The 23,876-nt window shown below is 72.4% G+C and carries 24 protein-coding genes, 1 tRNA gene and 1 other RNA gene; 20 read left to right on the top strand and 6 right to left on the bottom strand.

Features of this window, described 5'->3' with window-relative positions; translation table 11 throughout:
- The first annotated feature begins 70 nt into the window (after nucleotides 1-70).
- Nucleotides 71-904, top strand: coding sequence for a type IV toxin-antitoxin system AbiEi family antitoxin domain-containing protein (locus D7I47_RS08080; RefSeq protein ID WP_120762562.1), 834 nt, complete (start codon nucleotides 71-73; stop codon nucleotides 902-904).
- Between the two features lie 107 nt (nucleotides 905-1,011).
- Here D7I47_RS08080 and D7I47_RS08085 read toward each other — a convergent pair.
- Nucleotides 1,012-1,096 (bottom strand) — tRNA-Ser (locus D7I47_RS08085).
- Nucleotides 1,096-1,192, bottom strand: an RNA gene (ffs, locus tag D7I47_RS08090) — signal recognition particle sRNA small type. The genes D7I47_RS08085 and ffs overlap by 1 nt, the downstream gene beginning before the upstream one ends.
- A 200-nt stretch (nucleotides 1,193-1,392) precedes the next feature.
- Between ffs and D7I47_RS08095 the strand changes: the two genes are divergently transcribed.
- The 16 genes from D7I47_RS08095 (at nucleotide 1,393) to D7I47_RS08170 (ending at nucleotide 17,027) form a co-directional block, all read left to right on the top strand.
- Nucleotides 1,393-2,364 (top strand): ABC transporter substrate-binding protein, encoded by a 972-nt coding sequence (locus tag D7I47_RS08095; protein WP_120762563.1) that lies wholly within the window; start codon nucleotides 1,393-1,395, stop codon nucleotides 2,362-2,364.
- On the top strand, nucleotides 2,361-3,170 hold the full coding sequence (locus tag D7I47_RS08100) for an ABC transporter permease (RefSeq protein WP_120762564.1): 810 nt from the start codon (nucleotides 2,361-2,363) through the stop codon (nucleotides 3,168-3,170). Before D7I47_RS08095 ends, D7I47_RS08100 begins: the two co-directional genes overlap by 4 nt.
- Nucleotides 3,167-3,973: an ABC transporter permease gene (locus D7I47_RS08105; protein ID WP_120762565.1), complete on the top strand. Its 807-nt coding sequence runs from the start codon at nucleotides 3,167-3,169 to the stop codon at nucleotides 3,971-3,973. Before D7I47_RS08100 ends, D7I47_RS08105 begins: the two co-directional genes overlap by 4 nt.
- A 1-nt stretch (nucleotide 3,974) precedes the next feature.
- Nucleotides 3,975-4,811 (top strand): ABC transporter ATP-binding protein, encoded by an 837-nt coding sequence (locus D7I47_RS08110; RefSeq protein ID WP_120762566.1) that lies wholly within the window; start codon nucleotides 3,975-3,977, stop codon nucleotides 4,809-4,811.
- Between the two features lie 11 nt (nucleotides 4,812-4,822).
- Nucleotides 4,823-5,638, top strand: a complete 816-nt coding sequence (locus tag D7I47_RS08115; protein WP_227000961.1) for an IclR family transcriptional regulator domain-containing protein — start codon at nucleotides 4,823-4,825, stop codon at nucleotides 5,636-5,638.
- The gene (locus tag D7I47_RS08120; protein WP_120762568.1) at nucleotides 5,635-6,816 is read left to right on the top strand and encodes a thiolase family protein; all 1,182 of its coding nucleotides are present in this window, start codon (nucleotides 5,635-5,637) and stop codon (nucleotides 6,814-6,816) included. Before D7I47_RS08115 ends, D7I47_RS08120 begins: the two co-directional genes overlap by 4 nt.
- Nucleotides 6,813-7,544, top strand: coding sequence for a 3-oxoacid CoA-transferase subunit A (locus D7I47_RS08125; protein WP_120762569.1), 732 nt, complete (start codon nucleotides 6,813-6,815; stop codon nucleotides 7,542-7,544). The genes D7I47_RS08120 and D7I47_RS08125 overlap by 4 nt, the downstream gene beginning before the upstream one ends.
- Nucleotides 7,541-8,218, top strand: a complete 678-nt coding sequence (locus D7I47_RS08130) for a 3-oxoacid CoA-transferase subunit B (protein WP_120762570.1) — start codon at nucleotides 7,541-7,543, stop codon at nucleotides 8,216-8,218. The genes D7I47_RS08125 and D7I47_RS08130 overlap by 4 nt, the downstream gene beginning before the upstream one ends.
- Complete coding sequence (locus D7I47_RS08135) at nucleotides 8,215-9,396, top strand: 4-hydroxybenzoate 3-monooxygenase (RefSeq protein WP_120762571.1); 1,182 nt, start codon at nucleotides 8,215-8,217, stop codon at nucleotides 9,394-9,396. The genes D7I47_RS08130 and D7I47_RS08135 overlap by 4 nt, the downstream gene beginning before the upstream one ends.
- The gene (gene pcaH / locus D7I47_RS08140) at nucleotides 9,378-10,187 is read left to right on the top strand and encodes a protocatechuate 3,4-dioxygenase subunit beta (protein WP_120762572.1); all 810 of its coding nucleotides are present in this window, start codon (nucleotides 9,378-9,380) and stop codon (nucleotides 10,185-10,187) included. The genes D7I47_RS08135 and pcaH overlap by 19 nt, the downstream gene beginning before the upstream one ends.
- A complete protein-coding gene (gene pcaG / locus D7I47_RS08145; protein WP_120762573.1) occupies nucleotides 10,177-10,728 on the top strand; it encodes a protocatechuate 3,4-dioxygenase subunit alpha in 552 nt (183 codons plus the stop codon). Before pcaH ends, pcaG begins: the two co-directional genes overlap by 11 nt.
- Nucleotides 10,721-11,872 (top strand): lyase family protein, encoded by a 1,152-nt coding sequence (locus D7I47_RS08150; protein WP_120762574.1) that lies wholly within the window; start codon nucleotides 10,721-10,723, stop codon nucleotides 11,870-11,872. The genes pcaG and D7I47_RS08150 overlap by 8 nt, the downstream gene beginning before the upstream one ends.
- On the top strand, nucleotides 11,869-13,059 hold the full coding sequence (gene pcaDC / locus D7I47_RS15265) for a bifunctional 3-oxoadipate enol-lactonase/4-carboxymuconolactone decarboxylase PcaDC (protein WP_120762575.1): 1,191 nt from the start codon (nucleotides 11,869-11,871) through the stop codon (nucleotides 13,057-13,059). The genes D7I47_RS08150 and pcaDC overlap by 4 nt, the downstream gene beginning before the upstream one ends.
- Before the next feature lie 29 nt (nucleotides 13,060-13,088).
- Nucleotides 13,089-15,092, top strand: coding sequence for a DNA polymerase III subunit gamma and tau (locus D7I47_RS08160; RefSeq protein WP_120762576.1), 2,004 nt, complete (start codon nucleotides 13,089-13,091; stop codon nucleotides 15,090-15,092).
- Between the two features lie 3 nt (nucleotides 15,093-15,095).
- Nucleotides 15,096-15,692, top strand: coding sequence for a recombination mediator RecR (gene recR / locus D7I47_RS08165; protein WP_120762577.1), 597 nt, complete (start codon nucleotides 15,096-15,098; stop codon nucleotides 15,690-15,692).
- 69 nt (nucleotides 15,693-15,761) lie between these two features.
- Nucleotides 15,762-17,027: an aspartate kinase gene (locus D7I47_RS08170; RefSeq protein ID WP_120762578.1), complete on the top strand. Its 1,266-nt coding sequence runs from the start codon at nucleotides 15,762-15,764 to the stop codon at nucleotides 17,025-17,027.
- A 10-nt stretch (nucleotides 17,028-17,037) separates the two neighbouring features.
- Here D7I47_RS08170 and D7I47_RS08175 read toward each other — a convergent pair whose 3' ends face one another.
- The 3 genes from D7I47_RS08175 to D7I47_RS08185 are packed head-to-tail and all read right to left on the bottom strand — an operon-like array spanning nucleotide 17,038 to nucleotide 19,803.
- Nucleotides 17,038-17,307 (bottom strand): hypothetical protein, encoded by a 270-nt coding sequence (locus D7I47_RS08175; protein WP_120762579.1) that lies wholly within the window; start codon nucleotides 17,305-17,307, stop codon nucleotides 17,038-17,040.
- A gap of 11 nt (nucleotides 17,308-17,318) precedes the next feature.
- A complete protein-coding gene (locus D7I47_RS08180) occupies nucleotides 17,319-18,602 on the bottom strand; it encodes a TFIIB-type zinc ribbon-containing protein (RefSeq protein ID WP_120762580.1) in 1,284 nt (427 codons plus the stop codon).
- Nucleotides 18,603-18,624: 22 nt separating this feature from the next.
- Nucleotides 18,625-19,803 (bottom strand): SPFH domain-containing protein, encoded by a 1,179-nt coding sequence (locus tag D7I47_RS08185; protein WP_120762581.1) that lies wholly within the window; start codon nucleotides 19,801-19,803, stop codon nucleotides 18,625-18,627.
- A gap of 133 nt (nucleotides 19,804-19,936) precedes the next feature.
- Here D7I47_RS08185 and D7I47_RS08190 point away from each other — a divergent pair, with 133 nt between their 5' ends.
- Complete coding sequence (locus D7I47_RS08190; RefSeq protein WP_120762582.1) at nucleotides 19,937-20,992, top strand: aspartate-semialdehyde dehydrogenase; 1,056 nt, start codon at nucleotides 19,937-19,939, stop codon at nucleotides 20,990-20,992.
- A gap of 198 nt (nucleotides 20,993-21,190) precedes the next feature.
- Here D7I47_RS08190 and D7I47_RS08195 read toward each other — a convergent pair whose 3' ends face one another.
- Nucleotides 21,191-21,781: a MerR family transcriptional regulator gene (locus tag D7I47_RS08195; protein ID WP_227000530.1), complete on the bottom strand. Its 591-nt coding sequence runs from the start codon at nucleotides 21,779-21,781 to the stop codon at nucleotides 21,191-21,193.
- A 53-nt stretch (nucleotides 21,782-21,834) separates the two neighbouring features.
- Between D7I47_RS08195 and D7I47_RS08200 the strand changes: the two genes are divergently transcribed.
- Entirely contained in the window at nucleotides 21,835-22,260 is a 426-nt protein-coding gene (locus tag D7I47_RS08200; protein ID WP_227000532.1) for a hypothetical protein, read from the top strand.
- A 44-nt stretch (nucleotides 22,261-22,304) separates the two neighbouring features.
- Nucleotides 22,305-23,783 carry a malate dehydrogenase (quinone) gene (gene mqo, locus D7I47_RS08205; RefSeq protein WP_193726423.1) on the top strand — a complete coding sequence of 493 codons (1,479 nt, stop codon included), beginning with the start codon at nucleotides 22,305-22,307 and terminating at the stop codon, nucleotides 23,781-23,783.
- Nucleotides 23,784-23,876 lie beyond the last annotated feature (93 nt).

Here is a 23,876-nt window from a genome sequence, read left to right on the forward strand (position 1 = left end):
CGGGGTCCCTCTCTCCCCGGTTCGGGCAACCCCGGCATCCGTCGGGTGCGCGGGGCGCGACCATGTCGCCATGGAGGACATCCCCCGCCTGATCCGATCGCGCGAGCTGGTCGCGCTCGGGTGGTCGCGGGCGCGGATCCGAGCGGCCGAGGAAGGCGGCCAGCTCGTGCGACTGCGGCGGGGTGCCTTCGGCCCCGCGAGCCTCGACCAGGACTGTCGGGACGCGGCACGGATGCGAGGGCGGTTGACCGGGGTGTCCGCACTGCGCCGGGCGGGGGTGTTCGTTCTCGCCGCCGACAGGCTCCACGTCCACGTGCCGCCCTCGGCGGCACGATTGACGCGGATCGTGCGCCCGCATCGACTCTCCCGTCGCGCGCTCATCCGCAACCCGCACCCCGACGCGCTCGTCGTCGAGGTCATCGACGCCCTCCATGACGCGGTGCTGTCGCAGCCTCCGCGCGCCGCCGTCGCGACGATCGACTCGGCACTGCACCTCGGACTGCTTCCCGCCGACGACCTGGACGAGCTCTTCGCGACGCTGCCCCGGCGATATCGCCGACTGCGTCGGCTGATCGATGCGCGCGCAGAGTCCGGTCCGGAGACCTTCGTGCGACTCATCCTGCGTGCGCTCGGCTGGCACTTCGACTGCCAGGTGCAGATCGACGGGGTGGGCAGGGTCGACTTCCTCGTCGACGGCTGGCTGATCATCGAGTGCGACAGCCAGGCGTACCACTCCGATTGGGACGCGCAGCGACGAGACCGCAGGCGGGATCTGGCCGCGGCCGCACAGGGCTTCGTGACCCTCCGGGTGATCGCGGAGGACGTCCTGTGGCATTCGGAGCGGGTGCGTGCCGCACTCGTGGGTGTTGTCGCGCGACCGACGTCCCGAAAGCAGGGTCGATAAGGCGTCCGGGCGGTGTGTCGGAGCGACGCGGCGGTTTCGCCCTGCTTGTGGGCGCCCAGACATGTGACGAGCGGGCCACCCTTCGGGCGACCCGCTCGTCACATCGGCGGAGGATGGGGGATTCGAACCCCCGAGGGCTTTCACCCAACACGCTTTCCAAGCGTGCGCCATAGGCCACTAGGCGAATCCTCCTGAAGGACCCCCCGCGCACCCGCCAGAGCCGGGTTACCCTTGCTGCGTTTCCGCCCTGGGGGAGTTGGCCTGGGTGGCGCCACGCGGGGAGCCACGGAGAGTCTACCGGCATCGCGCGGGGTCACGATCCGGCGTCGGTCGTTGACCGATGAGCCGCGCCCCGGTATGTTCGCTTACTGCACACTCGTTCGCATAGCGGTCACCGGGTGTGGTCCTCCGGGACCCAGACCGCGCGTTCGATCCCTGCACCACATCGGCGTCGATGTCGCGTCGGCGTCCGTTCAAAGGAGAACAGAATGCGCAAGTCCCTGTCGGTGGTCGCGCTCGGTGCGGCTGCCGCCCTCGCCCTGGCGGGTTGCTCGGGCCCCAGCACCACGCCCGGAGACACCACCGCCCCCGACGACGGCGAACTGACCGCCGTCACCGTCGGCGTCATCCCCATCGTCGACGTCGCACCCATCTATCTGGGGGTGCAGAAGGGCTTCTTCGAGGAGGAGGGCCTCGACGTCACCCTCGAGCTCGCCCAGGGCGGCGCGGCCATCGTGCCCGCGGTCGTGTCGGGCGAGTACCAGTTCGGCTTCTCGAACCTGACCTCGCTCATGCTCGCCCGCACCAACGACGTGCCGATCAAGGCCATCGCCGCCGGCAACTTCACGACGGGCGCCGAGCCCGACTTCGCCGCCGTCGTCGTGCCCGCCGACTCCGACATCCAGTCCGCCGCCGACCTCGCCGGTCACACCGTCGCCGTCAACACGCTCAACAACATCGGCGACTCGACCGTGCGCAACGTGGTCGAGCAGGACGGCGGCGACCCGTCGAGCCTGCAGTTCGTCGAGATGGGCTTCCCCGACATGCCGGCCGCGATCGCCGACCACCAGGTCGACGCCGCGTGGATCCTCGAGCCGCACCTCACCCGCGCCCTGCAGGCCGGTGCCCGCGTCGTGTCGTGGAACTACGCCGAGACCGACCCGAACCTCATGATCGCGTCGTACTTCACGAGCGACCAGCTCATCGCATCCGACCCCGACCTCGTCGACGCGTTCATCTCCGCGATGAACAAGTCGCTCGAGTACGCCGAGGCGAACCCCGACGAGACCCGGGCCGCCCTCGACGAGTACACCGAGATCGACCCGGCCGTGAAGGAGGCCATGGTGATGCCGCGGTTCAGCTCCGAGTTCACCTCGGACTCGTTCCAGCTGCTCGCCGACCTCGCGCTGAAGTACGGCCTCGTCACCGATCCGATCGACGTGAGCGCCGTCATCAAGTGACCGATCTCCGGCTCAGCCGCCGCGCCGCCGCGCCGGGCGTCCCCTCGTGGGCGCTCGGCGTGGCGGGGGTGGCCACCTTCCTCCTCCTGGCCGAACTGCTGCCGCGGATCGGCGTCGTCGACGCGCGCTTCACCCCGCCCGCGTCGGAGGTGTTCCTCGCGCTCGTGCGGCAGGCCTCGGATGCGGCCTTCTGGCTGGCCCTACTGCACACGATCGTGACGTGGGGCGCCGGCCTCGCCATCGCGCTCCTCGCGGGCATCGCGCTCGGCGTGCTGTTCGGCACCGTGCGCTTCCTGCGGGAGTTCACCGCATCCACCATCGAGTTCCTCCGGCCGGTGCCGTCGGTGGCGCTCCTCCCGGTCGCCGTGCTGCTGCTCGGCACCGGCATGGCATCCACGATCTTCCTCGTCGTCTACGCGGCCTTCTGGCAGGTGCTCATCCAGGTGATGGCGGGCGTGCAGGACGTCGACCCGGTCGCCGCCGACACGGCGCGCTCCTACCGCTTCGGACTGTGGCGGCGCATCCGCACGGTCGTCTGGCCGACCGCCCTGCCCTACGCGATGACGGGACTGCGGCTCGCGGCCTCGGTCGCCCTCATTCTCACCGTCACCGGCGAGCTGCTCATCAGCTTCGACGGCATCGGCGGCCGCCTCGAGGTGGCGCGCCAGTCCGGCGCCGTCGCCTCCATGTACGCCTACGTCTTCGTCGCGGCGCTGCTCGGCCTCGCCGTCAACCTGCTCGCCCGGCGCTTCGAGAGCTCCGTGCTGTTCTGGCATCCCTCGATCCGCGGGGAGGTGGCGGCATGACGGGCACCCGGCGGATCGCGTGGCGCGTGCTCATGATCGTCGCGCTGCCGGCGATCCTGTTCGCGGCGTGGTGGTTCGGTTCCGCGAACTCCACCAACTTCCTGAACCCGCCGCTGTCGAGGATCCTCGAGCAGTACGCCAAGTTCTGGTTCTCGGGCGACAGCTGGAGCGACTGGCCCATCATCACCGAGACGGTGCCCGGCCTCACCCGGCTGTTCCTCGGCTACGCCTCGGCGCTCGTCGTCGGCATCGTGCTGGGCGTCGCGATCGGCTCCTCGCGGGCCCTGCGCGCCTACGTCGAGCCGGTGCTCGAGCTGTTCCGCGCGATCCCGCCGCCCATCCTGGTGCCGATCTTCACGCTGTTCCTCGGCATCGGCGACGAGATGCGGATCGCGGTCATCGCGATGGGCGCGCTGTGGCCGATCCTGCTCAACACCGTGGAGGGCGTGCGCGGGCTGGACCCCGTGCTGCGCGACACCGCGAAGGCGTACCGGATCGGCGGCGTGCGCCGCATCACGCAGCTCGTGCTGCCGGGCGCGAGCCCGCAGATCGTCACGGGCGCGCGGCAGGCGCTGTCGATCGCGATCATCCTCATGGTGATCAGCGAGATGTTCACGGCCGTCGACGGCCTCGGCTTCACGATCGTGAGCTTCCAGCGCAGCTTCGCCATCCCGGCGATGTGGAGCGGCGTCATCCTGCTGGGCCTGCTCGGCGTGCTGCTCTCCCTTCTCTTCAAGGTGATCACGGATCGCGTGCTCGCCTGGTACCACGGCTACCTGCAGTCCCAGCGCGGAGGCAATTGACATGACCCGGACAGACTCCCTCCACGCCGAGGCGGCGACCCTCGAGGTCGCGGGCCTGCGCAAGGTGTACACCGGCCGCGGCGAGCCCGTCGAGGCGATCGCCCAGCTCGACTTCACGGTGCCCGCCGGCCAGTTCGTGTGCGTCGTCGGCCCCTCGGGGGCCGGCAAGACGACGCTGCTGCGGACCCTCGCGGGCCTGCTGTCCGCGACCGAGGGCACCGTCTCGCTCGGCGGCACGGCCGTCGTCGGCCCGCCGCCCGGCCTCGCCGTGGTGCTGCAGGAGTACGGCCGCTCGCTCTTCCCGTGGAAGTCGGTGGCCGACAACGTCGAGCTGCCGCTCAAGGAGAAGCGCGTGCCGAAGGCGCGCCGGCAGGAGCTCGTGCGCGACAGCCTCGAGGCGGTGGGCCTCACGGAGGCCGCCGCGCAGTACCCGTGGCAGCTCTCGGGCGGCATGCAGCAGCGCGTCGCGATCGCCCGCGCGATCGCCTACGAGCCGCAGGTGCTGCTCATGGACGAACCCTTCGCGGCGGTCGACGCCCAGACCCGGTTCGACCTCGAGGATCTGGTGCGCTCGCTCTGGAAGCGGCTCGGCATCACGGTCGTCTTCGTGACCCACGACATCGACGAGTCGGTGTACCTCGCCGAGCGGGTGCTCGTGCTCTCGGGGCGCCCCACGGTGCTGCTCGAGGACGTCGCGATCGACCTCGGCGACGAGCGCGACCAGCTCGAGACGCGCTCGCATCCGGAGTTCGCGCGGCTGCGCACGCACGTCTACGAACTCGTGCAGGCGGCCAAGCGCGGCGTGCGCTCGGTGGCCGAGGCGGAGCTCTCGCACTGATCGGCACGATGATGACCATGGAAGACACCACCCTCGCCCCGGATGAGCCGGTGCGTTCGGCCGAGTTCGTGCAGTCGCTCGAGCGGGGTCTCGCGGTCATCCGCGCCTTCGACGCGCGGCGGCCCTCGCTCACGCTGAGCGAGGTCGCCAAGGAGACGGGCCTCAGCCGCGCCGCGGCGCGGCGCTTCCTGCTGACGCTCGTCGAGCTCGGCTACGTCGGCACCGACGGGCGCGAGTTCGCGCTGCGGCCGCGTGTGCTCGAGCTCGGGCACGCCTACCTCTCGAGCCTGTCGCTGCCCGAGATCGCGGAGCCGCACATCAAGCGGCTCGCGACGGAGGTGGGGGAGTCGACCTCGGTCGCCGTCCTCGATGGGCAGGACATCGTCTACGTCGGGCGCTACGCGACCTACCGCATCATGTCCGCGTCGATCCGGGTCGGTACGCGCTTCCCCGCGTTCGCCACCTCGATGGGGCGCGCGATCCTCGGCTCCCTGCCGGACGCCGAGCGCGAGGCCTTCCTCGCGACGGTCGAGCTGCCGGAGCTCACGCCGCACACCGTGCGCGACGTCGGCGCCCTGCGCGCCGAGCTCGCGCGGGTGCCCGAGCAGGGCTACGCGCTCGTCGACCAGGAGCTCGAGGAGGGGCTGCGCTCGATCGCCGCACCGCTGCGCGACGCCTCGGGCGCCGTCGTCGCGGCCGTCAACGTCTCGGCGCCGGTGCGACGCGGTGACGTCGCCGAGATCCTCGCCGACATCCTGCCCGCACTGAAGCGCGCGGCATCCGACATCGAGGCCGACCTCGAGCGCACGGGGGTGCGGGTGCGATGACCGCCGCGTTCCTCTACGACGCCGTGCGCACGCCGTTCGGCCGCTACGGCGGCGCGCTCGCGGGGGTGCGTCCCGACGACCTCGCCGCCTTCGTGCTCGGCGAGCAGCTGCGACGCGCCCCGGGGCTCGACCCGGCGCTCGTCGACGACGTGATCTTCGGCAACGCGAACGGCGCGGGCGAGGAGAATCGCGACGTCGCCCGGATGGCGGTGCTGCTCGCGGGGCTGCCGCTCACCGTGCCGGGCGTGACCGTCAACCGGCTGTGCGGCTCGAGCCTCGAGGCGGCGATCCAGGCGGCACGGGCGATCGAGTCGGGCGACGCGCGCGTCGTCGTGGCGGCGGGCGTCGAGTCGATGAGCCGTGCCCCCTGGGTGCTGCCGAAGCCGCAGAAGGCGTTCCCCTCGGGCGACGCGCAGCTCGTCTCGACGACGCTCGGCTGGCGACTCGTGAACCCGCGGATGCAGCCCGACTTCACCGTCTCGCTCGGCGAGGCGACCGAGCGGCTGCGCGAGAGGCACGGCATCGACCGGGAGCGTCAGGACGCCTTCGCGCTGCGCAGCCACCGTCTCGCCCACGAGGCGTGGGAGGCGGGGTGCTACGACGGGCTCGTGACCCCGTACCCGGATGCCGCACTCGCGCGGGACGAGGGCATCCGCGCCGACAGCTCGGCCGAGAAGCTCGCCTCCCTCGCGCCCGTGTTCCGACCGGACGGCACCGTCACCGCCGGCAACGCCTCGCCGCTCAACGACGGCGCGGCCGCGACGCTCATCGGCGCGGAGGACGCGGCGGCCGCGATCGGCCGCGCGCCGCTCGCCCGCATCGCCTCACGCGCGGCGGTCGCGAACGAGCCGCAGTACTTCGGGGAGGCGCCCGTGCTCGCAGCCCGGCGCGCGCTCGCGAAGGCGGGGATCGGCTGGGGCGACGTCGCCGCGGTCGAGCTCAACGAGGCCTTCGCCGCGCAGTCGCTCGCCTGCCTCGACCAGTGGGGGTGCGATCCGGAGATCGTCAACGCCTGGGGCGGCGCGATCGCGATCGGCCACCCGCTCGGCGCCTCGGGCGCGCGCGTGCTCGGCACCCTCGCCGCGCGACTGCGCGCGGAGGGCGGCCGCTACGGGGTCGCCGCGATCTGCATCGGCGTGGGCCAGGGTCTCGCCGTCGTGCTGGAGAACGTGTCATGACGCGCATCGCCTCGGACCTGCTGGACGCCGTCGGCGAGATCGCCGACGGGTCGACCGTCATGATCTCGGGCTTCGGCGCCCCCGGTCAGCCGCTCGGGCTCATCGACGCGCTCATCGAGCAGGGGGCGTCCGGGCTCGAGATCGTCAGCAACAACGCCGGCAACGGCGACTCGGGGATCGCGCGGCTCATCGAGCTGGGGCGCGTGCGCCGCGTGGTGTGCTCGTTCCCGCGGCAGCCCGACTCGTGGCACTTCGACGCCGCCTACCGCGCCGGGCGGGTCGAGCTGGAGCTCGTGCCGCAGGGCAATCTGGCCGAGCGCATCCGCGCGGCGGGCGCCGGCATCGGCGCCTTCTTCACCCCGACCGGCTTCGGCACGATCCTCGCCGAGGGCAAGGAGACGCGCGAGATCGACGGGCGCGGCTACGTGCTCGAGTTCCCGATCCGGGCGGATGTCGCCCTCATCAAGGCCGACCGCGCCGACACCGTGGGCAACCTCGTCTACCGCAAGACCGCGCGCAACTTCGGGCCCATCATGGCGGCGGCGGCGACCACGACGATCGCCGAGGTGAACGAGGTCGTGCCGGCGGGCGGCATCGACCCGGAGGCCGTCGTGACGCCCGGCATCTACGTGCAGACCGTCGTCGTGATCGACGAGCGCACCGCCGCCGCCGAGCGCGCGGCCTCGCTCGCCTCCGCCGAGACCGCCGCCGGGGGGAGGGGCAGATGACCGCCGCCGTGACCGCACCGCTCAGCAAGGCGCAGCTCGCCGCACGCGTCGCCCAGGACATCCCTCGCGGGGCATACGTCAATCTCGGCATCGGCCTGCCCACGCTCGTCGCGAACCACCTCGCGCCGGATGCCGGGGTCACCTTGCATACCGAGAACGGCATGTTGGGGATGGGGCCCGCCGCGCCCGCCGAGCTCATCGACCCCGACCTCGTCAACGCGGGCAAGATCCCGGTCACCGAGCTGCCGGGCGCCGCCTACTTCCACCAGGCCGACTCCTTCGCGATGATGCGCGGCGGCCACATCGACGTGTGCGTGCTCGGCGCCTTCGAGGTCTCGCTCGGCGGCGACCTCGCCAACTGGTCGGCGGGCGAGCCCGGCGCCATCCCCGCGGTCGGCGGCGCCATGGACCTCGCGGTCGGCGCCCGCGACACCTGGGTCATGATGAATCTCCTCACCAAGGACGGGCGGCCGAAGCTGCTGCCCGCCTGCACCCTTCCGCTCACCGGGGTCGGATGCGTCACACGCGTCTACACCGACCTCGCGGTGATCGATGTCGGACCCCGCGCGGACGGCGCACACCCGGTCGTCGTCCGCGCGGTCCAGACCTTCGGGATCGGCCTCGCCGAGCTCGGAGAGCTGCTGGGCCTCCCCGTCGAGCAGGTGGCGCCGTGACCGAGCGCACCCGCGTCGCCGTGATCGGCGCCGGACCCGCCGGCCTGCTCCTCTCGCAGCTGCTGCACGAGCGGGGCGTCGACCACGTCGTGCTCGAGTCGCGCTCCCGTGAGGAGATCCACACGACGCACCGGGCGGGCATCCTCGAGGCGGGCTCGGTGCGCGCGCTCGTCGAGCTCGGACTCGACCGGGTGATCCGCGAGGGCGACCGGCACGACGGCATCGACCTGCGCTTCGACGGCGAGATGCACCGCATCGACTTCCGCGAGCTCGTGGGCGAGTCGGTGTGGCTCTACCCGCAGACCGAGGTGTTCGCCGACCTCGCCGCGCGCCGCACCGAGCAGGGCGCCGACATCCGCTGGCAGACCTCGGTGGTCGAGATCCTCGACCACGACGGCGCGAACCCGGGCGTGCGCTGGCGCGACGCCGAGGGCCGCGAGGGCGAGCTGCGCGCGGAGCTGCTCGTCGGCGCCGACGGCTCGCGCTCGATCGCCCGGCACGCCTTCCCCGAGCAGCTGCGCCGCACCTGGGTGCACGAGTACCCCTACGCCTGGTTCGGCGTCATCGTCGAGGCGCCGCGCAGCGCCCCCGAGCTCGTCTACGCCGAATCCGAGCGCGGCTTCGCGCTCGTGAGCCAGCGCACCCCGACCCACCAGCGGCTGTACTTCCAGTGCGACCCGGACGAGGATCCGGATGCCTGGGACGACGCGCGCATCTGGACCGAACTGCAGGCGCGCGTCGCGGGCCCCGACGGCTTCCGCCTCGCGGAGGGGCCCGTCGAGGAGAAGACGGTGCTGCGCTTCCGCTCCTCCGTCGTCGAGCCGGTGCGGCACGGCCGCCTCGTGCTCGCGGGCGACGCCGCCCACACCGTGCCGCCCACCGGCGCGAAGGGGCTCAACCTCGCCCTCGCCGACGTGCTCATCCTCGCCGAGGTGCTCGAGGGCTGGCTCGCGGGTGCCGGCGACGACGCGCTCGACGAGTACGGCCGCCGCTCCTCGCGCCGGGTGTGGCGCGCGCAGAACTTCTCCGCCTGGATGAGCCGGATGCTGCACACGACCCCCGACGAGCCCGGCTTCGAGCGCCGCCGCCGGATCGCCGAGCTGCGCACGCTCGTGGAGTCGGAGGCGGGACGCCGCTACCTTGCGGAGGGATACACCGGATGGGAGAACGTGCGATGACGCCCGAACTCGAACCACAGGAGCGGCTGAGCGCCGAGATCGCCGAGCTGCACGCCGCCTACGACGCGGCCCGCGCGGCGGGCGCGCCGGCCGAGACCCGCCCGCGCCTCGACTTCGGCCCCTACCGCTCCTCGCTGCTGCGGCATCCCACGAAGGATCCGGTGCACGCCGACCCCGAGACGATCGAGCTGTTCTCGCCCGTGTTCGGCGAGCGCGACATCTCGCCGCTCGAGGCGGATCTCACCATCCAGCGCCGCGGCGAGCCGATCGGCGAGCGCATCGTGGTGCGCGGTCGCGTGATCGACGGCGACGGGCGCCCCGTGCGCCGCCAGCTCGTCGAGGTGTGGCAGGCGAACGCGGGCGGGCGCTACATCCACAAGCGCGACCAGCATCCGGCGCCGCTCGACCCCAACTTCACGGGCGTCGGGCGCACCCTCACCGACGACGACGGCTGGTACGAGTTCGTCACCATCAAGCCGGGACCGTATCCGTGGCGCAACCACTACAACGCCTGGCGGCCCGCGCACATCCACTTCTCGCTGTTCGGCAGCGAGTTCACGCAGCGCATCGTGACGCAGATGTACTTCCCGGGCGACCCGCTGTTCCCGCTCGACCCGATCTACCAGTCGATCGTCGACCCGGCCGCCCGGGCCCGGCTCGTCGCGGAGTACGATCACGGCATCACGCGCCACGAGTGGGCCACCGGCTACCGCTGGGACATCGTCCTCTCCGGCACCCGCCGCACGGTGTTCGAGCACGACCTGGCCGAGGAGCACGACGATGAGCACTGAGCACGTGCCCACCCCGGGCCAGACGGTCGGGCCGTTCTTCGGCTTCGGGCTGCCGTTCGCGCGCGGCAACGAGCTCGTCGAGCCCGGCACCCCGGGCGCCGTGCGGCTGCACGGGCGGGTCGTCGACGGCGCGGGCGAGGGCATCCCCGACGCGCTCATCGAGCTCTGGCACGCCGCCCCCGACGGCACGATCCCGGATGCCACGGGTCACCTGCTGCGCGACGGCACCTTCGCGGGCTTCGGCCGCGCCGAGACCGACCGCACGGGCGGCTTCTGGTTCCGCACCCTCGAGCCCGGCCCCACCGAGCCGGGGGCTGCGCCCTTCATCGCGGTCGCCGTGTTCGCGCGCGGGCTGCTCGACCGGCTGTTCACGCGCGCCTACCTGCCGGGCGAGGCGGCCGAGACCGACCCGTTCCTCGCGCGGCTCGACCCCGAGCGTCGCGACACGCTCGTCGCCGTCCGCGAGGACGACGGCTCGCTGCGCTTCGACATCCGCCTGCAGGGCGAGGGCGAGACCGTGTTCCTGGAGTTCGATGCCTGACGTCGGCCTGCTGCTGCCGGGTGTGCCCGAGGGGCTCGCCGACGACGTGGCGCTCGTGCGCGCGATGCTCGCCGTCGAGGTGGCGTGGAGCCGCACCCTCGTGTCGACCGGCCGGGCGGATGCCGCCTCCGCAGCCCGGGTGGCGGAGGTCGCGGACGCGCTCGCGGCCGAGCCGGCCGGCTTCGCCGCGGAGCTCGCCGCCGCATCCGCCGCGACCGGCAACCCGGTGATCGCGCTCGTCGCTCGGCTGCGGGCCGAGGCGGGCGACCCGCACGCGGCCGCGGTGCACACGGGGCTCACGAGCCAGGACGTCGTCGACACCGCGCTCGTGCTGGTGACGCGGGATGCCGCCCACGACACGCGGGACGGGCTGCACCGTGCCCGCGTCGCGCTCACGCGCCTCGCCCGCACCCACCGCGAGACGCCCGCGCTCGCCCGCACCCTCGCGCAGGCCGCCGCCCCCACGACGTTCGGCGCCCGGTTCGCCGGCTGGCTGCAGGGCGTGGCGGAGGCGGAGGACCGCCTCGCCGGCGTCGCGTTCCCCGTCGCGTGGGGTGGCGCGGCGGGCACCCTGGAGTCGGTGCCGGGGGACCGCCTCGACGTGCTGCGCCCCTGGGCGGCCGGCCTCGGCCTCGCCGAGACGGTCGCGCCCTGGCACACCACCCGCGCCCCGGTGCTGCGCATCGGCGGTGCCTTCGCGGAGGTGTGCGCGGCGCTCGGCACCATCACCTCCGACGTGCTCGCGGCCGCCCGCCCGGGCGTCGAGGAGCTGGGCGAGCCCGCGGGCGCGGGCCGCGGCGCCTCCTCCGCCATGCCGTTCAAGCGCAACCCCGTCGCCTCCGTGCTCATCCGCCGCAGCGCCCTCGTCGCGCCGCACGCGCTCGCCCAGCTGCACACCGCGGCGGGCCTCGCCGTCGACGAGCGGCCCGACGGCGCCTGGCACGCCGAGTGGCCGGCGCTGCGCGAGCTCGCCCGGCACGCGGCATCCGCGTCCGCCCTCGCCGCCGAACTGCTCGAGGGGCTCGAGGTGCACCCCGACGCGGCCGCCCGGCTGCTCGCCGCGCACCCCGAGGTCGGGGACGACCCGGGGGCGGCCGTCGCCCTCGTCGACCGCGCACTCGAGAGCTACGGAGCAGACGCATGACCCTCGAGCTGCGCGGCACCGGCTTCGCCGTGCGCGACGCCTCCCGACCGCTGCTCGTGCTCGGGCCCTCGCTCGGCACCTCGGCCGCGGCGCTGTGGGCGGATGTCGTGCCACTGCTCGCCGCGGAGGCCGACCTGCTCGGCTGGGACCTGCCCGGCCACGGCGCATCCCCGGCCCCCGCGGGCCCCTCGACCACGGTCGAGGAGATCGCGGATGCCGTGCTCGGCCTGATCGACGATGCCCAGGCCGAGCGCGGCGACCCCGGCGCCCCCGTCTGGTACGCGGGCGACTCCGCGGGCGGCGCGGTCGGGCTGCAGCTGCTGCTCGACGCGCCGGATCGCTTCGCGGGCGCGGCGCTCATCAGCACGGGCGCTCGGATCGGCACGCCCGAGGGCTGGGAGGAGCGCGCCGCGCTTGTCGAGCAGGCGGGCACCCCGACCCAGGTGATCGGCTCGACCGAGCGCTGGTTCGCGCCCGGCTTCGTCGAGCGCGAGCCGCAGGTCGTGACGCGGCTGCTCGCCTCGCTGCAGACCGCCGACCGGCACGGCTACGCGGCCGTCTGTCGCGCGCTCGCGGCGTTTGACGTGCGCACGCGGCTCGGCGAGATCGCGACGCCGCTCGTCGCGGTCGCGGGCTCCGACGACCGCCCGACCCCGGTCTCCTCGCTCGCGGCGATCGCCGCCGGTGCGCGGCGCGCGCGGCTGCGGGTGCTCGAGGGCGTCGCCCACCTGCCGCCCGCCGAGGACCCGGAGGCGGTGGCCGCGATCCTCCGCGAGCTGCTCGCGGGGCGGCTCGGCGCATCCGACCCGGAGCGCGCGGCCGCGGGCTTCGCGGTGCGCCGCGAGGTGCTCGGCGACGCGCACGTCGACCGGGCGATCGGCGCGACCTCGGCGACGACCGCCGAGTTCCAGGACCTCATCACGCGCTACGCGTGGGGCGAGATCTGGACGCGGCCCGGCATCGACCGGCGGATGCGCTCCGCCGTGACGCTCACGGCGCTCGTCGCGGGCGGGCACTGGGCGGAGCTGGAGATGCACCTGCGGGCGGCGCTCCGCAACGGGCTCAGCCCCGCCGAGATCCGCGAGATCCTGCTGCAGACCGCGATCTACTGCTCGGTGCCGAGCGCCAACCACGCCTTCGGCATCGCCGACCGCGTGCTCGGCGAGGACGGCGAAGCGGCCCGGTGAGGGTCGGTCGCGCCGACTACTCTTGACCCGTGGTCACCGCCCTCTACCGTCGCTACCGCCCGGAGACGTTCGCCGAACTGATCGGGCAGACCCAGGTGACCGACCCGCTGCGCACGGCGCTGCGCACCGACCGTGTGGGTCACGCGTACCTCTTCTCGGGGCCGCGCGGCTGCGGCAAGACCACGAGCGCGCGCATCCTGGCCCGCTGCCTCAACTGCGCCGAGGGCCCCACCGACACCCCGTGCGGCACGTGCGCGAGCTGCGTCGAGCTCTCGCGTGACGGCGGCGGCTCGCTCGACGTCATCGAGATCGACGCCGCGAGCCACAACGGCGTCGACGACGCCCGCGACCTGCGCGACCGCGCCGCCTTCGCCCCGGCCCGCGACCGCTACAAGATCTTCATCCTCGACGAGGCGCACATGGTGACGCCGCAGGGCTTCAACGCGCTGCTCAAGCTCGTCGAGGAGCCGCCCGAGCACGTCAAGTTCATCTTCGCCACGACCGAGCCCGAGAAGGTCATCGGCACCATCCGCTCGCGCACCCACCACTATCCGTTCCGGCTCGTGCCGCCCGCCCAGATGCTCGACTACGTGCAGCAGCTGAGCGCCTCGGAGGGCATCGAGATGGAGGGCGGCGTGCTGCCGCTCGTGGTGCGCGCGGGCGGCGGCTCGGTGCGCGACACCCTCTCGCTGCTCGACCAGCTCATCGCGGGCTCCGAGGGCACCACGGTGCGCTACGAGCGGGCGGTGGCGCTGCTCGGCTACACGCACGGGGCGCTGCTCGACGAGATCGTCGACGCGCTCGCCGCGCGGGATGCGCCGGGCGTCTTCGGCGGCATCGACCGCGTCATCCAGACCGGCCAGGATCCGCGCCGCTTCGTCGAAGACCTGCTCGAGCGGCTGCGCGACCTCATCGTCGTCGCGGCCACCCGCGAGGGCGCCGCGGCCGTGCTGCGCGGCGTGCCCGCCGACGAGCTCGAGCGGATGCAGCACCAGGCGGCCGGGTTCGGCGCCGTCGAGCTGTCGCGCGCCGCCGACATCGTGAACGCCGCCCTCACCGAGATGACGGGCGCCACCTCGCCGCGCCTGCACCTCGAGCTCATGGCCGCGCGGCTGCTCGTGCCCTCCGCCGACGACACCGAGCGCGGCGCGCTCGCCCGCGTCGAGCGCCTCGAACGCCGCATCGGCATCGAGGGCGCCGGGGCGCCCGCCGCCGCGCCTGAGGCCGTCCCGCCGGCACAGGTGGTTAAGGAGCGCCGCGAAGCGACACGTCTCGAGACCACCGTCACGACCTCACCCCCTCCCGCCACGCCGCCCGCCACCCCTCCCGCCGCCGCGCCCGCCGGCGAGGTCACCCTCGCCCAGCTCCGCGACGCCTGGCCCGAGATCCTCGACGGCGTGCAGGGCATCAAGCGCTCCTCGTGGATGGTCGTCTACACCTCCACCCCGCGCGCCTACGACAACGAGGTGCTCACCCTCACCTTCCCGAGCGACAACGACGTGCAGAGCTTCCGCCAGACCCAGTCGGCGGGCGAGAGCGTCAGCGAGCACCTGCGCCAGGCGATCCTCAAGGTGCTCGGCGTGCGGGTGAAGTTCATCGCCCGCGCCGACGGGGCGGCCGCCCAGCCCGCACGGCAGGTGGCCGAGTACCGCCCGGCGAAGCCGGACGCGGCGCCGGACCCAGCCCCCGCGACGACCGGCTGGAACGTCGCCCCCATCCCGGGCGGCGCATCGCCCGCGGTCGACGACGCGCCCCCGCCCGACGACGCCGACGCGCCGCCGCCCGACGACGAGCCCGAGCCGGAGCCCGAGCCGGAGCCCGAGGCGCGGAACGCGCCTGCGCCGGCACCCGAGCCCGCCGCCCCGGCGAAGACGCCCACGGCATCCGCCCCGCAGCGCGCCCGCTACGGCGAGGCCGTCGTGCGCGAGGTGCTCAAGGCGAGCTTCATCGAGGAGGTGCCGCTCGCCCCGCGCGACCGCCCGTTGCGGCTCGTCGAGGAGTCCGGCCCGCCCGCTCCCGGAAGCGGGGCGTAGCCCGTGTACGAGGGCATCGTCCAGGACCTCATCGACGAGCTCGGCCGCCTCCCCGGCATCGGTCCGAAGTCGGCGCAGCGCATCGCGTTCCACATCCTGCAGACCGAGAGCTTCGACACCACGCGGCTCGCCGAGATCCTCACCGTGGTGCGCGAGAAGGTCAGGTTCTGCCAGGTGTGCGGCAACGTCTCCGAGCAGGAGACCTGCGCGATCTGTCGCGACCCGCGCCGCAACTCGGCCGTCATCTGCGTCGTCGAGGAGGCGAAGGACGTCGTGGCGATCGAGCGCACCCGCGAGTTCCGCGGGCTCTACCACGTGCTCGGCGGCGCCATCAGCCCCATCGACGGCATCGGTCCCGACGACCTGCGCATCACCCAGCTGCTGCAGCGACTCGCGAGCACCGAGGTCACCGAGGTCATCATCGCGACCGATCCGAACCTCGAGGGCGAGGCGACCGCGACCTACCTCACCCGCCTGCTCGTGCAGCCGGGCCTGCGCGTGACACGCCTCGCCTCCGGCCTGCCGGTCGGCGGTGACCTCGAGTACGCCGACGAGGTCACCCTGGGTCGCGCCTTCGAGGGCCGCCGCCTCGTCGAGTGACGCGTGCCGAGCGGGCATGCGCGGCTCGGTAGGATGACCTTCGCATCCCCACCCCCTGGAGTTCCTTTCGTGTCCCTCATCGTCCAGAAGTACGGCGGTTCGAGCGTCGCCGACGCCGAGAGCATCAAGCGGGTCGCCAAGCGCATCGTCGAGACCCGCCGTGCGGGCAACGAGGTCGTCGTGGCCGTGTCCGCGATGGGCGACACGACCGACGAGCTCATCGACCTCGCCCACCAGGTCTCGCCCATCCCCGACCCGCGCGAGATGGACATGCTGCTCACCACGGGCGAGCGCATCTCGATGGCGCTGCTCGCGATGGCGATCCGCGACATGGGCTACGAGGCGCGCTCCTACACGGGCAGCCAGGCGGGCATGATCACGGACGCCCAGCACGGCGCGGCGCGCATCGTGGACGTCACCCCGGGCCGCGTGCGCGAGGCGCTCGACGCGGGCGCCATCGCGATCGTCGCCGGCTTCCAGGGCTTCAACCGCGACAGCAAGGACATCACGACGCTCGGCCGCGGCGGCTCCGACACGACCGCCGTCGCGCTGGCGGCGGCCCTCGGCGCCGAGGTGTGCGAGATCTACACCGACGTCGACGGCGTCTTCACGGCCGACCCGCGCGTCGTGCCGAAGGCGCACAAGCTCGAGCGGGTGACGAGCGAGGAGATGCTCGAGCTCGCGGCGGCGGGCGCCAAGGTGCTGTACATCCGCGCGGTGGAGTACGCCCGCCGGCACGGGGTGACGCTGCACGTGCGGTCGTCGTTCAACAACAACGAAGGCACCTGGGTCGTGAACCCGGTGGAGGGAGAGACCGTGGAAGAGCCCATCATCACGGGGGTCGCGGGCGACCTGAGCGAGGCGAAGATCACCGTCGTCGGTGTTCCGGACGTGCCGGGCAAGGCCGCCGAGATCTTCACGATCGTCGCCAAGACCGGCGCCAACATCGACATGATCGTGCAGAACGTGTCGGCCGCCTCGACGGGCCTCACCGACATCTCCTTCACCCTGCCGAAGGCGGAGGGCGAGAAGGTGCTGACGGCGCTGCGCGCCGAGCAGTCCGAGCAGGGCTTCGCCTCGCTGCAGTACGACGACCAGATCGGCAAGCTCGCCGTCGTCGGCGCCGGCATGCGCACGAGCTCGGGCGTCTCGGCGCAGCTGTTCCGGGCCCTGTCGGATGCGGGCATCAACATCGAGATGATCTCGACCTCCGAGATCCGCATCTCGGTCGTCACCCGGGCCGACACGCTGCCCGAGGCGATGCGCGTCGTGCACGCCGCGTTCGGCCTCGACGGCGACGCGGAGGCGGTCGTCTACGCCGGAACCGGTCGCTGAGACCGGCCGTCTACAGCCGCTGACGCGGATTGTCGGAGTTCCGCCCGCGGATGTGGCGCTCCTGGGTGCCGTTGTTGGTGCCGACCTTGACGTCGTCGCCGGTCATGTTGCTCACCACGACCTCGGTCTCGCGCTCGTAGGAGTGGCTCTTGTCGGTGTTGCGGTAGGCCCGCCACACCCCCCAGTAGAACGACGCCGCCCCCACGGGGCCGAGCGCGAGCAGCCAGCCGACCCCGCCTCCGTCGTCGGAGGCGAGGACCAGGGTCGTGACGTCCAGCATGGCGGCTCCGTTCAGAAGGTGGCGACGATCCAGAGGGCGACGCCCTCGAGCACGGTGCCGATCGTGAGCGACACGAGCAGCAGCTTCGGCACGCTGACCGGGATCGAGCCCATCGTCTCGCCCGTGCGGCCGTTGACGGCGATGTAGTGCAGGAACTCCGAGCCGTTCGACTTCTTCTCGTAGTACGAGTACAGCCACACCGGCAGCAGCACCGACACCCAGCGGGTGCCCTTCACGTCGAGCGCCTCGCTCTCCCAGCGGATGCCGCGGTCGTAGCGGGGGGCCGAGTCGGTGGCCTTCTGCCGCGCGATGCTCAGCATCTGGCTGCGTGCGACCGGCATCACGGCATCCACGTTGAGGTCGCGCTTCTCGGAGGTGAACTCGCCCATGTAGCGGGCGTCGTAGCCGACCGCCGCCTTCGTGTCGAACGGCAGGATCGTGTTGATGACGTTGTTGGTGTTGGTGCGCACGTCCTGGTTGGCGCGCGCCGACGACGACTCGATCGTGAGGTCGTCGACCGTGTAGTCGAAGCTGCGGGTGATCTGGTACACGTCGGCGTCGTAATAGGTCTTGCGGTTCTGATCGGTGCCGCGCGTGTACTGGCGCGTTTTGATCTCGCCGTGGCCCGCGATGTCGGCGTGCAGGTTGCCGTCGATGAGCAGGTATGGCATGTAGACGCCCACGACGTTCTCGGGGGTGAACTCCTGCTTGAACTTCTTGAGGGCGAAGGTGCGACGCCTGCCCGCGAAGTGGCGGATGTGCTCGACCGCCTGCTCGTGCGTGACCGTGAACGGCAGCAGCGCATCCGGCACCGCGCCGTTCGGGATCTGGGTGTTCATCGACAGCACCTGCCGGCACCAGTGGCAGCGGGCCTGCAGCTGCCGCTCGGTGTTGATGACGACCTCGGCCCCGCAGCCCTGGCACTTGAGCGTGACGATGTTCGAGACGTCGGCGGCGATGTCGCCGGCGCCCGTCGTGACGACCGTGCCGTGCAGCTCGCCGACGGGGGAGTCGAAGCCCACCGCGGCGTTGAAGTTGCCCGGCTCCCACTCGAAGCGGCAGAAGGCGCAGCGCAGCTTGTTGGTGCCGACGATCGGCCCGATGTCGGTCGAGCCGCACTTCGGGCACCGGTCGAGCCCGTCGCGCCGCTCGTTGCCGGTCTGCACGGGGGCGGGCTCGGCGGGCGCGACGGGAGGCACCGGCGCCGCGGGTGCGGCGGGCGGCGGTACCGGCGCGGATGCCGCGGGCGGCACCGGGGGCACGCCGGGCTGCTGCGGAACGTCGGGGATGCTCATCGAGCCGGGGGCTCCCTCCGGGTCAGGAACCGAGGACCTTGTTCTTCAGGGCGTCGTAGTCGTCCTGCGTGATGAGGCCGGCGTCCAGCATCTGCTTGGCCTGCGTGAGCTTCGCCACCGGGTCCTCCGCGGCGGGCGCCGCAGCGGCCGGAGCCGCCGCGGGTGCCGCCGCAGGCGCCGGGGCGACCGGCTGCTGCAGCCCGCCGAGCCCCACCGTGCCGGCGGCCATGCCGAGCCCCACGAGGCCCGCACCGCCTCCGGTCTCGCCGGCGCTCTCGAAGCCCTGCGCGACCGAGGCCTGCAGGTTCGAGTTGCCGCGGGCGCCCGAGAGGGCGTCCGCACGCTTGACCTTCGACAGCAGCTCGGTCGTGTCGGCGTCGTACTCGATCGAGATGATCGCGGTCGACACGATCTCGAGACCGCGGTTCGCCTTCCAGTCGTAGCCCTCCTCGACGGCCGCCGCGAGGCTCTTCGCGAAGCCGAGCGAGTCGGACTGGATCTGGGTGATGCGGCCCTTCGAGGGGTCGTTGGTGTACTTCGAGAAGGCCGGGGCGAGCGCCGAGACGACCTCGTTGAACAGCTGCGTCGCCGCGTCGTTGTTCATGTCGGTGAAGTCGAAGACCTGCCCGCTCGTGTAGTACGGGGCCGGCACGAAGTTCTTGATGAACAGGATCGGGTCGACGATGCGCAGCGTGTAGGTGCCGCGCGTGAGCGCGCCCACCTGCGTGCCGAGCCAGGCGTCATCCCAGTAGATCTCGCTCTGGGTGCCGAAGCGGTTGTTCGGCAGCTCCTTGAGGCTCACGTAGTAGGCGGCCTGCTGCGACCCGGGGATGCCGCCCCGCTTGAAGCGCTCCCAGCTCTGCTTGATGACGGGGCTGAGGAAGCCGTTGCCGGCGAGGAACGACTGGCTGTTCACGTCGTCCGACTGCCAGGTGTAGCCGCCCGCCTCCGCGACGAAGCCGGTGATCTCGCCGTCCTGCAGGGTGATGAGGCCGTAGCCCTCCGGCACGACGATCTTCGAGCCGTTCGTGATGATGTTCTCGGAGCCCTTGGTGTTGGAGCCCCGGCCGGCGTTCGTCTCCTGCTTGACCGCCGGGAACAGCGCCGCCGTCGGCTGCACGTTCGGAACGGTGTAGAAGTCGATCCACTGGTCGGCGAACATGCCGCCGATGGCACCGGTGAAAGCCTGGATGAAGCCCACGAGTCACTCCTTCGTCTCTGACGTGATCACAGTAGCGTCACCGGGCCCCATCCGTCCCCCGGATGTGGGGCAGATCTCCCGGGCGACGGCGCGTGCCGGTAACGTGCGGGGCGCGCCGGTACGATTGCCGGTTATGAGCAATGGCATCCGTCTGGGCGTCGTCGGCGCCACCGGCCAGGTGGGCGCGGTCGTGCGCCGCCTCCTCGTCGAGCGCGACTTCCCGATCTCCGAGATCCGCTTCTTCGCCTCCGAGCGCAGCGCCGGCACGACCCTCGAGTTCCGCGGCGAGCAGATCGTCGTCGAGGATGCCGCCACCGCCGACCCGTCGGGTCTCGACGTCGCCATCTTCTCGGCCGGCGCCACCATGTCGAAGGTGCAGGCGCCGCGCTTCGCGGCGGCCGGGGTGCTCGTCATCGACAACTCGAGCGCCTGGCGCATGGACCCCGAGGTGCCGCTCGTCGTCTCCGAGGTGAACCCGCACGCGCTGGACGAGGCCGTCAAGGGCATCGTCGCGAACCCCAACTGCACCACCATGGCCGCGATGCCGGTGCTCAAGGTGCTGGATGCCGAGGCCGGCCTCGAGCGTCTCGTCGTCTCCACCTACCAGGCCGTCTCGGGTGCCGGGCTCGCGGGCGGCGAGGAGCTGCTCGAGCAGGCCACCGCCGCGGTCGCCCAGGACGCGATCGGGCTCGTGCACGACGGCTCGGCCGTCGAGCTGCCGGAGCCGGTCAAGTTCCCCCGCAACATCGCCTTCAACGTCGTGCCGAAGGCGGGCTCCATCGTCGAGGACGGCGAGGGCGAGACCGACGAGGAGAAGAAGCTGCGCAACGAGTCGCGCAAGATCCTCGAACTGCCGGAGCTGCTCGTCTCGGGCACCTGCGTGCGCGTGCCGGTCTTCACGGGCCACTCGCTCTCCATCAACGCGACCTTCCGCGAGCCGATCAGCCCCGCCCGTGCGACCGAGCTGCTCGCGGATGCCCCCGGCGTGCAGCTGGCGGAGGTGCCGAACCCGCTCGAGGCGGCCGGCGCCGACCCGAGCTTCGTGGGCCGCATCCGTCGCGACCAGTCGGTGCCGGAGGGCAAGGGCCTCGCACTGTTCATCTCCAACGACAACCTCCGCAAGGGCGCGGCGCTGAACGCCGTCCAGCTCGCGGAGCTGGCCGCCGCGCGTCTCGCCGCCCGCGTCTGACCGCTTCGCGGCCGGCGGATCGCGCCATCCGTTCCCGCAACTCAGGAACGACCCGCGCGAGCGACCCCCCGCATCCGCTTTCCCGCCGAACCTCCTGAGTTGCGGTACCGGCCACCTTCGCAACTCAGGAAGAACGGGCGGATGCAGCCGCAATCGTCGCGCGAGCGCGGTATCTCCTGAGTTGCGAGACCCGGCGCGTCAGCGGGCGCGGGCCGCGAGGTCCTGGTGGGCGAGGCGCCGCAGTGCCGCGACGACCGGCTCGTGTCCCGCGGTGCCGAGCACCGCGTACTCGAGGGCGGCATCCGGTCGCGTGGGGATCTGCGCCATGTCGTACTCGGCGATCGCGCGGATGTGCGGCGCGTACGCCGCCAACCGGTCCGCGTCGAGCGGGACCCCGAGCGACTCGGCGGCGGCCAGCGCGCTCTCGAGCTGGCGCACGGCCACGTAGCGCGGGTCGTACACCCAGCCGAGCGTCTCGATCACGGCGCGGGCACGCGGGTAGTCGTCGGCCTCGGGCACGGTCGGCGGCAGGTTGCCGAGCGCCCGGCCGAACGCGTCGAAGAGGGAGTCGCCCGGGTCGTCGACGACCGCGAGCACGCCCTTGGTCTGCTGCACGCTCAGCCCGACCGTGTCGGTGAGCGCGCGGATGACGCCCACCCGGTGCACGTGCTCCTCGCCGTAGTCGGCGCGCGTGCGCGAGAGCGTCTCGCCGGGGGCGAGCAGGCCCTCGCGCAGGTAGAACTTGAGCGTCGCGACCGGGACCCCGGTGCGGGAGGACAGTTCGGACATCAGCATGAAGGCACCTCTTGCATTAGATAGTAACAGTATCTAACATGGACGCCATGACGACGCACCCCTGGACCACCATCCTGCTGGGAGCCCTCCTGCTCAGCCTCATCACCGTCGAATCCGGCGGCTGGTTCCTCACCCGCGTCGGCCGGGGCGCCATCCCCGCCAACACCCTGCAGAAGAACTTCTTCCGCGCGGGCCACGCGCACGCCGCCGTGCTGCTCATGCTGAGCCTCGTCGTCATCCCCCTGCTCGACACGGTCGCCCTGCCCCTCGGCGTCGACCTCGTGGCGCGCTTCGGCATCCCGACCGCCGCACTGCTCATGCCCGCGGGCTTCTTCCTCTCGGTGCTCGGGCGCGAGCCCGCCCGGCCCGGGCGCGCGTTCGCGCTGCTCTGGATCGGCGCCACCTCGCTGACGCTGGGGCTCGCCGCCGCGGGCGTCGGACTCATCGGCGGCGGCGTGGCCCAGCTGCCGTAGCCACGGGACCAAGGGCACTGGGGCGCCCGCGGCGCCGACGTAGGATGGCAGGCGTGTCTGAACCCGTCGACGTCGTCCTCATCGGCGGCGGGGTGATGAGCGCCACCCTCGGATCGCTGCTGCAGCAGCTCGAGCCGGAGTGGTCGATCACCATCCTCGAAGCCCTGCCGCGCATCGCCCAGGAGAGCTCCAACCCGTGGAACAACGCGGGCACCGGGCACTCCGCCCTGTGCGAGCTCAACTACACGCCCGAGAAGGGCGGCGTGATCGACACCACGCAGGCGGTCAAGGTCAACGAGCAGTTCCAGCTCTCGCGGCAGTACTGGTCGTACCTCGTCGAGCAGGGCCTGCTGCCCGAGCCGCAGAAGTTCATCAACCCCGTTCCGCACCTCAGCTTCGTGTGGGGCGCGGACAACGTCGACTACCTGCGCCGCCGCTACGAGGCGCTCAAGGACCACCCGCTGTTCCCCGGTCTCGAGTACAGCGAGGATGCGGCCGTCATCCGCTCGTGGGCGCCGCTGCTCATCCCGGGCCGCAAGAAGGACCAGCCGATCGCCGCGACCCGCATCGTGGGCGGCTCGGATGTGGACTTCGGTGCGCTCACCGACGAGCTCGTCGAGGGTCTCGTCGCGCGCGGCGCCGAGCTGCGCACCGAGCGCAAGGTCACGGGCCTCAAGCGCCTGAAGGACGGCACCTGGCGCGTCTCGGGTCGCCACGTGGTCGGCAACACCCCCTTCGAGCTCACGGCGCGCTTCGTGTTCGTGGGCGCCGGGGGAGCCGCGCTCGGCCTGCTGCAGCGCTCCGGCATCCGCGAGATCCGCGGCTACGGCGGCTTCCCGATCAGCGGCCAGTTCCTGCGCACCGACGACCCCGCCGTCGTCGCGAAGCACCAGGGCAAGGTGTACGGCAAAGCCTCCGTGGGCGCCCCGCCCATGTCGGTGCCGCACCTCGACACGCGTGTCGTCGACGGCCAGGCGAGCCTGCTGTTCGGGCCCTACGCGGGCTTCTCGCCCAAGTTCCTGAAGTCCGGATCCTGGACCGACCTGTTCGCCTCCATCCGCTGGCACAACCTCGGCACGATGGTCGCCGCGGGCCTCAAGAACCTCGACCTCGTCTGGTACCTGCTCACCGAGCTGCTCGCGAGCCGCAAGAAGCAGCACGCGGTGCTGCAGCAGTTCGCGCCGACCGCGAAGCAGGACGACTGGTACCGCATCACGGCGGGGCAGCGCGTGCAGATCATGAAGCGCGGCGCCGACGGCAAGGCCGTCATCCAGTTCGGCACGGAGGTCGTGGCCGGCGGCGAGGGCACCATCGCGGGGCTGCTGGGCGCCTCGCCCGGTGCATCCACCGCGGTGCCGATCATGCTCGACGTGCTCGCGACGTGCTTCCCCGACCGGCTCCCCGGCTGGGAGCCGCGCCTGAAGAAGATGATCCCCTCGTACGGCACGAAGCTCTCCGACAAGCCGAAGGCCGCCGCGAAGGAGCTGAAGGACACCGCCGCCACCCTCGGCCTCGCCGTCTGACCCGGTCCCGGTGTCAAACGCTGCAGCGCGTCGCGTCCGGCGGCGGTGATCGCCGCAGCGGCGGGCCAGACGCTGCAGCGTTTGACAGATCTC

The organism is Protaetiibacter intestinalis, from assembly GCF_003627075.1.
Taxonomy (GTDB): Bacteria; Actinomycetota; Actinomycetes; order Actinomycetales; family Microbacteriaceae; genus Homoserinibacter; species Homoserinibacter intestinalis.